Source organism: Vreelandella zhaodongensis (assembly GCF_013415115.1).
Classification (GTDB): domain Bacteria; phylum Pseudomonadota; class Gammaproteobacteria; order Pseudomonadales; family Halomonadaceae; genus Vreelandella; species Vreelandella zhaodongensis.
Genome location: NZ_JACCDD010000004.1, coordinates 222,585 through 236,023, shown reverse-complemented (window position 1 = coordinate 236,023; position 13,439 = coordinate 222,585). Strand labels below are relative to the sequence as shown.

Here is a 13,439-nt window from a genome sequence, read left to right as displayed (position 1 = left end):
TAACTCCTTAGATCAGCGGTGGGCGTGGTGATCAGCATTAAATAAAAGCTATTATCAATAAATTTTATAAATATGGCACAGGTCACGACATTTATATGGGGTTTAATCGTTGATTTATGTTGCATTAGCATCTCACGCTAAAGCCGTGCTAACTTCTTTGCACTGCCTTTGCTTGCCGTTTACGGCAACCGGAGGATGGGGCTTCACACCTCCTTATCGTCAACCATACTTATAAGTCCAAATAGGACGGAGGAACCGCTCATGCGAACTCTAAAATATACAGTGGCAGCATCCATGTTAGCCGTCGCACTTCCCGCCAGTGCGCAGCAGCTTTCTATCGCGACTGGCGGTACCGGTGGGGTTTATTACCCAATCGGCGGTGGCTTTGCTGAAATGATTAATAACCATATTGAAGGCGCTCAGGCGACCGCAGAAGTAACCGGTGCCTCAGTCGAAAATATGGGCCTAATTATGCGTGGCGATGCCGATTTGGCACTGGCGCTCGCCGATACGGTCTATCAGGCTTATAACGGCAGCGGCGACTTTGAAGGTCGTCAGATTGAAAACACCCGTGCGCTGGCCTCTGTTTACCCGAATGCGGTGCAGCTAGTGACGCTGGCTGACTCGGATATCCAGACCATTGCTGACCTTGCCGGGAAGCGCGTTTCCGTTGGTGCGCCAGGCAGTGGCACCGAGCTAAATGCGCGTGCTGTTTTAGAAGCCAACGGCATTAGCTATGACGACTTCAGCCCTCAGCGCCTTAATTTCAACGAAACCGCAGATGCCATTCGTGATGGCGATATCGATGCCGGTTTCTGGAGCGTTGGGCCACCCACCAGCTCTATTCTTAACCTTGCTGCTACCCGTGATATCCGCCTAATCGGTCTCTCCGATGAAGAAATTGCCAATGCCCAGGAAGCGGAAGCGGTGTTCGCGCCCTACGAACTGGCAGCGGGTATGTATGACGGTATGGACGAGGCGGTTCAGACCATCGGTATTCCCAACGTGTTGGTGGTGAATTCTGATATGGACGAAGAGCTTGCTTACCAACTGACGCAGCTGTTGTTTGAAAGCACTGACGAGTTGATTGCTGTTCACCCCGCTGCCAACGACACTACCATTGAGTTCACCATGAACTCTACGCCAGTGCCGCTGCACCCGGGGGCGATTCGCTACTTCGAAGAAGTAGGCGCTGACATTCCTGACCGTCTGCGCCCTTAACAGTTAAAGGGGCTTATCTAAGGACATTGCCATGCAGTGGCAACAACGACTGATGGCGCTACTGTGTGCATGTCTACCACTCGCCGAGGTGGGGGCTTCCCCCGCTTCGGCGAGTGCGTCTATGCGTTTAGCTGTGGTAACTGAGCAAGGCGACACCCTAGTGGATGAGCCGGTGCCCTCGGGAGGCCGCTGGTGCATTCAGTGGGAGCACTCCGTTGAGCGCTTTACGGTACTGGACTGCTATCGCAATGTGGCAGGCGTTATGCAGCTAGAGCGCAGTCATCAGCCTGATTTTGCCGCAGGGCTTGGCCATATTTATGGTCGTGGGGAACAGGTCTCAGACGGTGAGGGCGGCTATTGGATTAATGCGATTAACGAGCCTGTCGCCAATAATCGTTATGCGTTAAGAGTGGGTTCCTCTGCCGTCAATCACCAAGTGGTGTGGCCAGGCGGTGAGCACTCACCGGTGAGCTTAAGTGAGTACGCAGCCGGGCAACGCGTGACCATCCAACTAATAACACCCAGCGCCGCCCCGCATGAATAAAAACGATAGTAGTTAACGCTTCCGAGGATCTCATGAACGAAACCACTCCACCGCCGGTTGTGATGCCCGGCGCGAATGCGATGCAGCCCCGCATTGTTCTGTGGTGTATCACCGCGGTAGCGGTGGGGCTTTCACTCTTCCAACTCTACTCTGCGGGTATCCAGCCCCTTGGGCTTTTCTACCAGCGCAGCATTCACCTTGCGCTGATTATGCTGCTGGCGTTTTTGATGTTCCCGGCATTTGGGCCAAATCGAAAGCGTGGTGTGGTGGGATGGGGCATTGATTGCCTATTTTTAGCCGGTGCACTGATTACCGGTGGTTATCTAGTGCTTAACCTGGATGCGATTTTTAGCCGCGCCGGGTTTTGGAGTGATACCGATATTTTGGTGGCCTGTATTGCCACAGTAACAGTACTTGAAGCTAGCCGCCGCGCGGTGGGCTTTGGGATGACCCTGATTGGCCTACTTGCCATTATTTATGCGTTTGCAGGGCCAAGAGGAGAGCTGCCATGGCTAGGTGAGTGGATGCCCGGCATCTTGTCGCACCGCGGTTATACCCTAGAGCGCGTCGCTGGACAGCTCTACCTGGGGCAAGAAGGTATTTTTGGTCTCCCCCTTGGTGTGGCCGCAACCTATATCTTTATATTCGTGCTGTTTGGTGCCTTTTTAGAGAGCACTGGTGCGGGTAAATTCTTTATTGATATGGCTTACGCTGCAACCGGTCGCCAACGGGGCGGTCCAGCGAAAGCAGCCGTATTGGCCTCAGCGGGGATGGGGTCTATTTCAGGTAGTGCGATTGCCAACGTAGTCACGACGGGGGCATTCACTATTCCGCTAATGAAAAAGCTTGGCTATAAGCCTAAGCAAGCAGGTGGGATTGAAGCCGCAGCCTCAACCGGTGGTCAGATCATGCCGCCGCTTATGGGCGCAGGGGCGTTCTTAATTGCCGAATACACCAATACGCCTTATCTGGAAATCGTCAAAATCAGTATTTTGCCGGCGATTATGTACTTTGCGACGGTCTATTTGTTTGTCCACATCATCGCTTTAAAGCAGGGTATGCAGGGCATGCCCAAGAGCGAGCTGCCGCAAATGCGCCAGGTAATGAAAGATGGTTGGCACTTCTTGCTACCACTGGCGGTGTTAGTGTGGCTGCTGGTCATGAATATGTCGCCAATGCGAGTAGGTTACTACGCGGTGGTCACCATGATCGCGGTGGCGGTTCTTCGCTATGCGTTGTGGTACTTCTTTGTTGCGCCGAAACAGGGGCAGCCGGTGACCATAAGCCGTACCCAGAGCGTGGTATGGGCAGGGCTTGTGAAGTTGGTTCAGGGCTTAGAGCTAGGGGCGCGTAATGCGGTTGCTGTGTCTATGGCTTGCGCCGTGGCAGGGATTATTGTTGGTGTTGTAGGGCTGACAGGGCTTGGCCTTAAGTTTTCCTCGATGATGCTAGCCTTCTCTGGGGGCAACCTGGTACTGGCGCTGGTTATGGTTCTGTTGGCGAGCCTGATTTTGGGTATGGGGCTGCCAGTGACCGCCAGTTATATTGTATTGATAGTATTGGTGGGCCCGGCGTTAACCGCTGAATTTGGGGTACCGCTATTGATCGCTCACTTGGTAGTGTTCTGGTACTCCCAAGATTCTAACGTGACGCCACCTATCGCCTTGGCAGGTTTTGCGGGGGCGGCGATTGCGGGAAGTAAGCCCATGGAAACCGGTTTCCAGGCCTGGAAGTTTGCCAAAGGGCTCTACTTGATTCCGCTGTTTATGGTCTTCAACCCAGAAATTATTGTCGGTGGACCAGTACTTGTGGTGGTTTGGAATGCGGTGATTGCCATTTTGGCGCTGTGTGCTTTTGCGGCGGCGCTTGAAGGTTACTTATTCACCAGAATGTCCTTGTTGCCGCGCTTGGCGATTGGCGCCGCCATCTTTGGCGTTTTCTACCCGAGTATGTGGACTGAAGTCGCTGGCGTTGTCGTGATGATGGCAGCGATTGGGGGGAATTGGCTTGCCAGCAGACGAGAGGAGCAGGCAACGCCCATTGCTGGCTAGGCTAGGTGCCATCCTTATTGAAAGCACAGTCAGCAGCCATTAAAAAGCCCGGAAACCATTAGGTATCCGGGCTTTTTGCTACGTACGGTTTGTTTCAGGTAGTAGCGTTAGAAAATAGACTCGGGGGCTCCTGAGCCTTGAGAACCACTTACTTCTTCCAGCTCACGACTGACACGGCGCGGTTGGAAACTGGGAAGGTGGTCGCGATGGAACAGCTCTGAGATACCACCTGATTGGTCTTCGGGTAAGCGGCGACCCGTTGATGAATCAACCCGCATACTCACAATGGTGTCAGGACGCTCGGGTATCGCAGATGGAGTGCCTTCTAATGCCTTGCCCATAAACTCGGTCCAGATCGGTAGGGCGGCGTTAGCACCGTATTCTGCTATGGTGTCGTTGCTGTCTTTACCAACCCACACAGTGGTGACTAAGTCGCTGTTGAAACCTGCAAACCATGCATCGCGCTGGCTGTTGGTGGTGCCGGTTTTACCCACGATATCATCACGATTGAGGCTCAGTGCTGCACGACCTGTTCCCGACGTAATAACGTCGCGTAGCATGTCACGCAGAATATAAACAGCAGCAGGGTCTGCTACGCGAGGGGCAATGGGGTACTCCTTGCCATCGACTTCCACCGTTTCTTGCCCTTCAGCACAGCTGGGGCAGGCGATTTGAGGGGTTGCCTCGTCAATCACCTCAGTGTCGTCGTTACGCGTAATACGCTGGATAAACCACGGTGAAACCTGGAAGCCACCATTGGCAATTACTGAATACGCGTTGGTCATTTCCATCGGCGTTAAGCTGGCGCTACCTAACGCGAGCGATAGTCCACGGGGGAGGCGGCCAGGTGCGAAGCCAAAACCTTCCAAGTAACGAATGGTATGGTCTAGCCCCATGGTTTGTAGCACACGGATGGTCACTAGGTTACGCGAGCGAGCAAGTGCTGGGCGTAAGCGCGTCGGCCCTTGGAAGTCGCGGCTGGCGTTTACTGGGCGCCATAAGGAGTTACTACCATCGTTCACCACGATGGGGGCATCATTGACCACGCTGGCAGCATTCATCTCACCACCTTCTAGCGCGGCAAGATAGATGAACGGTTTGAAGATAGAGCCCGATTGGCGCTGTGCCTGAACGGCACGGTTAAATTTACTGGCGTTAAAATCAAACCCACCTTGCAAGGCTAAAATGGCGCCGGTGCGTGGATCTTGAGCCACCAAAGAGCCTTCTGCATCGGGGCGCTGAGACAGGCGCAATGAGCCGTCTTCGTCCTCAATGACACGGACTAAGTCGCCGCGAACAGCAATTTGGCTAGCTGAGCTGGGTTCTGCGCCTCGGCTGCGAGGGCTTAAATACTGACGAGCCCAGCGTAGACCGCTCCATTCAATGGTATGCAGTTCGCCGCCGCGGGTGAGTACTTGCATCTGGCGACCACTGCTTTCAACGACAATAGCCGGCCGCAGTAAGCCGTAATTAGGCGTGCGCTCTAGCACTTGTAACCAGTTACTGACGTCGCCATCAACGCCCTCAACTTGTGTTTGGCTACGCTCTGCTGCTTGGCGCGCGGTTTCACGAATTTCAGGTGATTCTGCAAGCTCTTCTTCAAGCCCCTGGGTAGCAGTTTGCTCTTGAGCCTCGACTAAGCTTGAAGCGATATCGTTTTGTTCAGCGCCGCGCCAGCCATGACGAAGGTCATAAGCCAGCAGGCCGTTGGCGAGTGCTTGGCGTGCATGGGGCTGTAACTCGCTATCTAGGGTTGTATAAACACGGTAACCACCGGTGTATGCCGCGTCCCCAAAACGTTCGATAGCGTATTGACGGGCCATCTCTGAGACGTAAGCAGCATCCACTTCTGTTTGTGTATAGTGGCGGCGTGCTGTCACTGGCTCCTGCACGGCGGCTAAATAGGCATCATTATCGATGTGGCCAAGCTCCCGCATGCGGAACAGAATCCAGTTGCGACGAATCAGCGAGCGCTCTGAATTAGCCAGTGGGTTAAAAGCAGAGGGCGCTTTAGGAAGTCCGGCGATCATGGCCGTTTGCGCCAGGGTTAATTCTGCTAATGGTTTGTCGTAATACGTTTCAGACGCGGCAGCGATACCGTACGCACGGTTGCCAAGAAAGATTTTATTAACGTACAACTCAAAAATTTGTTCTTTATCCAGTAGCTGCTCCATTTGGAGAGCTAGCAGTATTTCACGAATTTTACGGGTAAATGTCTGGTCAAGCGTCAACATGTAGTTACGCGCAACCTGCATCGTGATGGTAGAGCCACCGGATTGAATAGCACCGCCGCTTTGCGCTAATTCGACAACGGCCCTGGCGATACCGCGGGGGTCAACGCCGGCATGTTCAAAATAGCTGGCATCCTCTGCGGCAATCAATGCGTTGATCATATCTTGGGGAATATCCCCGAAATCAACCGGCATACGACGCTCTTCGCCGAACTCACCAATGAGTTTTCCATCACGGGTAAAGATGCGTAGCGGCGTGTGTAGCTCGAAATCCTGTAGCTGGCGTACATCAGGCAAGCCAGGCGAGAAATAAATGGCCGCACCCACCAAAGCAAGCGCGGTTGCACCAACCAGTGCAACGATCAGTGAAAACAGTGACAGGATGAGGGTTCGTAAAAACGTCATGAACAGAGGGCACCTGGAAAGTAAAATAGACACGGCGTCCAAACGACCGTATCACGTGATTGGCTGCCATTATAGGAAGGGGAGGCCGCGGCCACCAGTGTTGATACGAGGTAAAACCATCAGCGTGTGACTTCACTAAAAATCATGTAACCTCGAAACTTGCACGTTAGGCTGGCGGAGTCGAACCAATATGCGCTTACTCAAACCTCGTAAAGGGTTGATTGGTGTCGATATTACGTCGGCGACCGTCAAACTATTAGAGCTCAAACAGTGCCGCGCTAACGGTCAAATAAAAGGTTATCAAATAGACAGCTATGCTGTTCAGCCATTGCGAGAAAATGCTGTTGTAGAACGGCATATTCATGACATCAATGATGTGGTGACTGCTCTTAAACGCGCAGTTGAACACGCAAACCCCTTCACTCGCAAAGCAGTGGTGGCCATTCCGGCTAGCGCCGCTATCAGTAAAACGTTGTATTTCCCCGCATCGCTAGGCGAAGAAGAAATCGAAGAACGCATTACCGCCGAATCAGACCACCATTTCCCTTTTCCGTTCAGTGACGTGGCATTTGATTTTCAGTGCCTTGGTCTCGACGCGCATAACGAGAACCAGCAGCAGGTCATTTTGGTGGCTTGCCGCCAACAGGATGTGCTCCAACTGACTGATATGCTGGAGCGTGCTGAGCTGGAGCCTGCCGCGGTTGATGTAGCAACCTTCGCTATGGAAAGAGCATTAGCTGAGCAGTGCAGGCTGGCCTCGGTAGAAAATGGACTCGACTCTTCCGGCGTGGGGTTGGTCGATATCGGGGCCAATATGAGTGCCTTTCACGTGGTGCATGGTGGGCATACTGTTTACCGCCAAGAGATGGTTTTGGGAGGACGACAGCTCACGGATACGATTCGTGAGTGCTACCACTTGAGCACTGAAGAGGCAGAGGCTGCCAAGCGATGTGGTGGCCTACCTAATGATTATCCAGGAAAAGTGCTTGCCCCTTTTCTGGATGCGGTAGTTCAGCAGGTCGGCCGCTCGCTACAACTCTACTACGCCGCAGGTGGGCAGTGTGATCTTCAGCATATTGTATTAGCAGGGGGCTCCAGTCGGGTGCCGGGGATTGCACAGCGGATTGCCGATGAAAGCGGTATGCCGGTCACTATCGCCAATCCGTTCCAGCAAATGCGTACTCATCAGCGGTTAAACAGGGATACGTTGAACAACGATGCCCCCGCGATGCTGACAGCCAGCGGATTGGCAATGAGGGTAAGTCAATGAGCATGACCATTAACCTGTTGCCTTGGCGTGAGGTGCGACGCGAGAAGCGTACGCGACAGTTTTATGGCCTCGTTTTGTTAATGCTGTTCGTGGGCGTGGCGTGTGGTTTATTCATTTTGCAGGTTTATCAGCAGCAACTGGCAGCCCAGCAGCAGCGCAATTCGTTCCTATCTGAGCATCTTGAACAGCTGAGTAATGACATTGCGGATGTGCGGCGTTATCAGGATGACGCCAAACATATGGAAGACCGGATGGCGATATATCACATGCTGAATAAAGAGCGCACGAGCACGGTGCGGCTGTTTAACGATATTGCAGCCAGTGTGTCGGAAGGCGTCGTTTACCAGCATTTGTCTCGTACCGAAGACCTCGTCAGACTATCCGCGATTGCTGATAGCGAGCGTCAAGTGTCTGATCAGCTTAGAAAGATCGCTGGTATGTCAGGGTTTGGTGTGCCGCTTTTCTCAGAGGTTGCTGGCGAACAGAACGGCAGTCAGCACGTTTTTCAGTTCGAGGTAATACAACTGCCGCCTGATCAGGGCGCCTCCATGGAGGCTGCACCATGATGTTAAACCGTCAACGTTTTAAAGAAGAGTGGCAGCGACTGCAAAACGTTGACTGGCAGTCCTTGGATATCAAACAAGCCGGTGAGTGGCCCTGGCTGCTTAAAGCCTTGATAGCGTTACTCGCTTTTTTAGTTGCGCTTGCTGCCATCAACTGGTGGTTGGTGGGGGAGGCGCGCGACTTACTTGCCGCAGAGCAGCGCCAAGAAGAGCGTCTGTTAGATGAGTATCGGCGCAGCGCTTCTGAAGCAGCGTTGCTGACGGATATTCGCAGTCAGTTGAGCATGCTTGAAGATCAAATGGTGCAGATGCAGGCGATGTTGCCGACCAATGCAGAAATCCCTTCGTTACTGGACAGTATTAGTGAAGCTGCCACTGAACACCGATTGATAATTGAATCGATCCGCCTAAGGCCCACGATTAGCAACACTTACTATATTGAGCACCCTTTCGATATCCAAGTGCGCGGCGGCTACCATGCGCTAGGGCTATTTGCTGCGGATATTAGCGATTTGCCGCGCATTGTGACCCAGCACGATGTGACGCTTTCGCCTATTGATCAATATGGCGACAAACTACATAGCGGCAAACTGCGCATGTCGCTGCTGGCGCGTACGTACAGTGACAAGACGGCTTCAGTTGCTGAAGGTGGCTCGCCATGAAGCGCATTTTAAGCCTGCTGTGTGCTGCTGGCTTAGTCGGTTGCAGTGACCCGCAGCTTGAGCAGCTAGACCAAGCGCTGGTTGAAATACGCCGTTCTGCTGATGCGCCAGCAGCCGGTGTAGTAAAGACATTGCCAGCATATCAGTCGCTTGATTACCGTTATGACGATACGCGCAGCCCTTTCCTAGCGGCTGAAAGAGTGCGTAGTGATGAAGCGCCTGTTGAGCAACAAATAAGCCCGTTAGCGCCTACTCAGCAGCGCACGCCAGAGCCGCTGGAAAGCTTTCAACTCCAGACATTACGCTTAGTGGGAACACTCCGTATGGGGGATCAGAAAGTGGCATTAATTGCACCTCCTGAAGGAGACGTCGTCAGCGTTCGAGAAGGCAACTATTTAGGCACTAACCACGGCCTTATTCATCACGTCAGTCCGCAAGAAATCATCATTGTTGAACGCGTTTTTAGCCCTCAACGGGGGTGGCAGGAGCGCCAGGTAACGCTCACCCTCGAGGAATAGCTTCTTCACTTGCTATCAGATATGGATATCGCTTATGGCTGCTACATGTTATCGAACGTTGCTGTTATGGATTGCCTTACTACCCTCGGCCAGCATGGCGTCAGTGCTTACTAACGTTGATGTGCATCAAACCAATAGCGGTGATGTAGAGCTCGTCTTGCAATTTAGCGGTGGTGTCGCCCAGCTGAGTGGTTATCAGTTAGAGACGCCTCCACGCTTAGCGCTCGATTTAGCCGATACACAAAGTGCTTTAACCCAGCGTCGTGTGGAGGTCGATCATAACGCTGTTCAGCGCGTCACTGTTTTAGAAGGTAGTGGGCGAACGCGCTTGGTCGTTGATTCCAATGAACCGCTCGACTTTACGTCGCGGGTAGTCGTTGAGCAGTTAAGAGTGATGTTAGCATCAGGTGATGGGGAGGCTGCCAGCATAGAGGCTATTGATTTCCGGCGTGGAGACGATGGCGCTGGGCGTGTGCTGATAACATTTGATCGCGGTGATGTGACGGCTAATGTGCGAGAAGGGAGTAATGGAAGTGTGATTGCCGAACTGCGAGGCGTGACTATTTCGGATGCTCTCAATCACGTGTACGACGTAACAGATTTTGCCACGCCGGTGACGCGTATTACGCCGCGTGTTGGTGCGTATGGCACGCAGTTGGAGCTTCAGACTAATGGCCCTAGTGCGATGGTTTCAGCGCAGAGTGGCCGCACCTTAACCATCGAAGTGCAGCCAGTCAGCCAAGCACCCCAGCAGGCGCGCAAGCAGCAAAGTGATGCATTTACGGGAGATCGGCTGAGCCTCAATTTTCAAGATATTGAAGTGCGCGCAGCGCTTGCCACACTGGCAGAGTTTACCGGGCTTAATCTGGTGGCCAGCGACAGCGTTTCGGGGCGCATAACCCTTAATTTGAATGATGTTCCTTGGGATCAAGCGTTAGCACTGATTTTGCAGAGTCAAGGATTGGCAAGTCGCGAGCAAGGTAATGTGATTGTCGTCGCGCCTGCTAGTGAGCTAGCGGCCTTTGAACAGCAAGAGATAGAGTCGCGGGCTCAGCGCGACACACTAGCGCCGTTGGTGACCGAGTTTATTGAAGTAAAATATGCCCGTGCCGAAGAGCTTGCTCAGTTGCTGCGAGGCGGCGACGGCTTTGGTCTGTTAACCGAGCGTGGGCGTGTCAGTATCGATCCGCGAACGAACACGTTGCTGGTGCAGGATACCGCAGAGCAAGTTCGCGATATCATCCATACCTTAAACCGCTTGGATGTCGCGGTGCGTCAGGTGCAGATTGAAGCAAGGATTGTCATTGCTCGAGATGCCACCTCGCGGGAGTTAGGGATTAACTGGGGAGCATCGACGACGCGAGGTTTTCAGCAGAATGAAAGTGGCATGTTTGAACGGCGAAATGTTAACCCTAATCGTATCAATCGAGCCCAGTCAGGCCTAGCGGTTGATTTGGGGTCAGCGGCAACCGCCAATACGGGGTTTAGCTTTGGCTACCTTTCTGGTGATATCTTACTTGACCTTGAGTTACGCGCGCTAGAGAGTGAAGGTAAAAGCCAAACGATTTCTCAGCCACGTGTCATCACTGCCAACCAGCGTACGGCGATTATTCGCCAGGGTGAGGAGCGTGCTTTCCAAAGTGTCGATGCCCAGGGTAATCCTGATACTGAATTTAAAGAGGCTGAGCTTTCCTTGGAAGTAACGCCCCAGATTACGCCTGATAACCGCATTATTATGGATTTAGTCATTAAAAATGACAGTTTCCGTGAAAGCGGATTTGGCGGGGAGCCACCGATTGATACGAATCAAATCGAAACCCAGGTGTTGGTTGATGATGGTCAAACGGTGGTGCTAGGCGGTATTTTGACAACAGAGCAGTTGAGCCAAATCGCGAAAACACCGCTGCTAGGGGATCTTCCTCTACTAGGGCGACTGTTTCGCTATACTGAAGAGAGCAATGAAAAGGTAGAGTTATTGGTCTTTATTACTCCACGACTACTTGATGATGGCTTGGCGGTTCGCTGATGCAGGATTTACCCAATCTTTATTTAATAGGCCCCATGGGGGCTGGCAAGAGCACGATAGGCCGCTTACTTGCAGCGGAGTTGTCGCGCCCTTTTTTTGACAGCGATCACGCCATACAAGACCGCTGCGGTGCTGATATCCCCTGGATATTTGACGTTGAAGGCGAGCTTGGCTTTCGTCAGCGCGAAAGCCAGATGATTGACGAGCTTACCCAGTTGCCCAGTGTGGTCGTTGCTACCGGTGGCGGTGCGGTGCTGCGTGAAGAGAATCGCCGTGCCCTACGAGAGCGAGGCACCGTGATCTATTTGCTAACCACTGTCGATCAACAGTTGAAACGAACAGCCAAAGACCGTAATCGCCCGCTATTGCAGTGCGATAATCGTGAACAGGTGTTGATCGATATGTTCGCCACTCGTGATCCGCTTTATAGGGCGACGTCCGATATCACAGTGCGCACTGATCGTCGCAGCCCCCGTGCCGTGGTCAATGAAATTCTCCGGCGTGTTCACCGCTTGGTTGACCCGTTGGAAATCGCGCGGGCAACGAGCAAAAAGGTATCGCAATGACTGAAATGACAAGTGCTCAGCGCACACTCACTGTCGCGCTAGGCGAGCGTAGCTACCCCATTCATATTGGTGTTGGGCTTTTAAAGCGTGACAATGTATTGGTGCCCTATCTCGCTGGGCATCAAGTGATGATAGTGACCAATGAGACCATCGCGCCGCTCTATTTAGAAGCGATCTGTTCTGGTCTGCCCGGTCACTTAGATGTTCGTACGGTGGTGTTGCCTGACGGCGAACAGTACAAAACCATTGAACAAGTGAGCCGGATTTGGGATGCGCTGTTAGAAGCGGGTTTCAATCGCCGCTGTACGCTGGTCGCCTTAGGTGGTGGCGTGATTGGTGATATGGTTGGTTATGCGGCAGCGGCCTATCAGCGCGGTGTGGCCTTTATTCAAGTGCCCACCACGCTGCTTTCCCAGGTTGACTCCTCGGTGGGTGGCAAAACCGGTGTTAATCACCCGCTTGGCAAAAATATGATTGGCGCGTTTTGGCAGCCTAAAGCGGTCATCGTGGATATCGACACCTTGAGCACGCTGCCGGGTCGGGAGCTTTCAGCTGGCCTAGCTGAAGTTATCAAATACGGATTGATTCGTGACGAAGCGTTCCTAAGCTGGTTAGAAGAGAATATGCAGGCGCTACGCAATGTGGAGCCTGTGGTTACCGCTGAAGCGATTGCCCAAAGCTGCCAGATTAAAGCCGACATTGTGGCGGAAGACGAAACGGAGCAGGGGGTGCGCGCGTTACTGAACCTTGGCCACACCTTTGGTCACGCCATCGAGGCGCACCAAGGTTACGGTAATTGGCTGCATGGCGAAGCTGTTGGGGCAGGGATGACCATGGCAGCCACGCTCTCTCACCAGCTTGGCTGGATTGATAGCAGCGCACTGGAACGCGCTAAAGCAGTGATTGCGAGTGCCGGACTGCCCTTAGCAGCCCCCGCAGACATGCTGGCTGACGATTTTTTGGCGCGGATGAAGTTGGATAAGAAAAATGTTGATGAAAAACTTCGCTTGGTATTGCTAGAAGCACTAGGTAGCGCTTGTGTTAGCGATGCGACGCCATCTGACACACTGCGTGAGCTACTTAATCACTATCCGCGTGGATAGAAGTCGCGTAGTGACAAATGTGTTTGTCTTGATAACCCGCCATCGTGCGGGTTTTTTAATGTCAGGTCGTCTAATGGGGAGCGGTTTGTATGTAATCCGTATGCCTTATGCGCTATCGGCATGGGGTTTTTTGGCCGGTAAAGACTAAAGTCTAACTTCTTGTAGTGAGCGTTTAAATATCGTTTTGCTGCGGTGCAAGTGGTTGAAGTTAATGTGTTTTTTGATTAACTTCGAATGCAAATGCAGGATTTGACAAGGTTTTTTAAGAGTTTGCGGGTT

The 13,439-nt window shown here is 52.8% G+C and carries 11 protein-coding genes; 10 read left to right on the top strand and 1 reads right to left on the bottom strand.

Translation table 11 applies throughout. From position 1 onward, the window contains the following. Positions 1–261: 261 nt before the first annotated feature. From HZS79_RS09160 to HZS79_RS09150, 3 genes are read left to right on the top strand one after another with little or no spacing between them, the layout of a single operon-like run. Positions 262–1,221, top strand: a complete 960-nt coding sequence (locus HZS79_RS09160) for a TAXI family TRAP transporter solute-binding subunit (RefSeq protein ID WP_179927670.1) — start codon at positions 262–264, stop codon at positions 1,219–1,221. Between the two features lie 31 nt (positions 1,222–1,252). Further along, a complete protein-coding gene (locus HZS79_RS09155; RefSeq protein WP_179927669.1) occupies positions 1,253–1,765 on the top strand; it encodes a DUF1850 domain-containing protein in 513 nt (170 codons plus the stop codon). Positions 1,766–1,797: 32 nt separating this feature from the next. After that, positions 1,798–3,816: a TRAP transporter permease gene (locus HZS79_RS09150; protein WP_162218180.1), complete on the top strand. Its 2,019-nt coding sequence runs from the start codon at positions 1,798–1,800 to the stop codon at positions 3,814–3,816. Between the two features lie 107 nt (positions 3,817–3,923). Here the strand turns inward: HZS79_RS09150 and HZS79_RS09145 are convergent, their stop codons facing one another. After that, positions 3,924–6,452 (bottom strand): penicillin-binding protein 1A, encoded by a 2,529-nt coding sequence (locus HZS79_RS09145; RefSeq protein ID WP_162218179.1) that lies wholly within the window; start codon positions 6,450–6,452, stop codon positions 3,924–3,926. Between the two features lie 190 nt (positions 6,453–6,642). Between HZS79_RS09145 and pilM the strand changes: the two genes are divergently transcribed. The 7 genes from pilM to aroB are packed head-to-tail and all read left to right on the top strand — an operon-like array spanning position 6,643 to position 13,160. Next, positions 6,643–7,722: a type IV pilus assembly protein PilM gene (gene pilM / locus HZS79_RS09140; RefSeq protein ID WP_179927668.1), complete on the top strand. Its 1,080-nt coding sequence runs from the start codon at positions 6,643–6,645 to the stop codon at positions 7,720–7,722. Then, entirely contained in the window at positions 7,719–8,288 is a 570-nt protein-coding gene (locus tag HZS79_RS09135; protein ID WP_162218177.1) for a PilN domain-containing protein, read from the top strand. The genes pilM and HZS79_RS09135 overlap by 4 nt, the downstream gene beginning before the upstream one ends. Next, entirely contained in the window at positions 8,285–8,947 is a 663-nt protein-coding gene (locus HZS79_RS09130; RefSeq protein ID WP_179927667.1) for a type IV pilus inner membrane component PilO, read from the top strand. The genes HZS79_RS09135 and HZS79_RS09130 overlap by 4 nt, the downstream gene beginning before the upstream one ends. Next, on the top strand, positions 8,944–9,465 hold the full coding sequence (locus HZS79_RS09125) for a pilus assembly protein PilP (RefSeq protein ID WP_179927666.1): 522 nt from the start codon (positions 8,944–8,946) through the stop codon (positions 9,463–9,465). Before HZS79_RS09130 ends, HZS79_RS09125 begins: the two co-directional genes overlap by 4 nt. A 34-nt stretch (positions 9,466–9,499) precedes the next feature. After that, complete coding sequence (locus HZS79_RS09120; protein ID WP_179927665.1) at positions 9,500–11,491, top strand: type IV pilus secretin PilQ; 1,992 nt, start codon at positions 9,500–9,502, stop codon at positions 11,489–11,491. Next, a complete protein-coding gene (gene aroK, locus HZS79_RS09115) occupies positions 11,491–12,057 on the top strand; it encodes a shikimate kinase AroK (protein WP_179927664.1) in 567 nt (188 codons plus the stop codon). The genes HZS79_RS09120 and aroK overlap by 1 nt, the downstream gene beginning before the upstream one ends. Beyond that, positions 12,054–13,160 carry a 3-dehydroquinate synthase gene (gene aroB / locus HZS79_RS09110; RefSeq protein WP_179927663.1) on the top strand — a complete coding sequence of 369 codons (1,107 nt, stop codon included), beginning with the start codon at positions 12,054–12,056 and terminating at the stop codon, positions 13,158–13,160. The genes aroK and aroB overlap by 4 nt, the downstream gene beginning before the upstream one ends. Positions 13,161–13,439: the final 279 nt, after the last annotated feature.

Coding starts and splice junctions, on each gene's coding strand:
- aroK (WP_179927664.1), top strand. CDS start 11,491: ATGCAGGATTTACCCAATCTTTATTTAATAGGCCCCATGGGGGCTGGC.
- HZS79_RS09155 (WP_179927669.1), top strand. CDS start 1,253: ATGCAGTGGCAACAACGACTGATGGCGCTACTGTGTGCATGTCTACCA.
- HZS79_RS09135 (WP_162218177.1), top strand. CDS start 7,719: ATGAGCATGACCATTAACCTGTTGCCTTGGCGTGAGGTGCGACGCGAG.
- HZS79_RS09120 (WP_179927665.1), top strand. CDS start 9,500: ATGGCTGCTACATGTTATCGAACGTTGCTGTTATGGATTGCCTTACTA.
- HZS79_RS09125 (WP_179927666.1), top strand. CDS start 8,944: ATGAAGCGCATTTTAAGCCTGCTGTGTGCTGCTGGCTTAGTCGGTTGC.
- pilM (WP_179927668.1), top strand. CDS start 6,643: ATGCGCTTACTCAAACCTCGTAAAGGGTTGATTGGTGTCGATATTACG.
- HZS79_RS09160 (WP_179927670.1), top strand. CDS start 262: ATGCGAACTCTAAAATATACAGTGGCAGCATCCATGTTAGCCGTCGCA.
- aroB (WP_179927663.1), top strand. CDS start 12,054: ATGACTGAAATGACAAGTGCTCAGCGCACACTCACTGTCGCGCTAGGC.
- HZS79_RS09145 (WP_162218179.1), bottom strand. CDS start 6,452: ATGACGTTTTTACGAACCCTCATCCTGTCACTGTTTTCACTGATCGTT.
- HZS79_RS09150 (WP_162218180.1), top strand. CDS start 1,798: ATGAACGAAACCACTCCACCGCCGGTTGTGATGCCCGGCGCGAATGCG.
- HZS79_RS09130 (WP_179927667.1), top strand. CDS start 8,285: ATGATGTTAAACCGTCAACGTTTTAAAGAAGAGTGGCAGCGACTGCAA.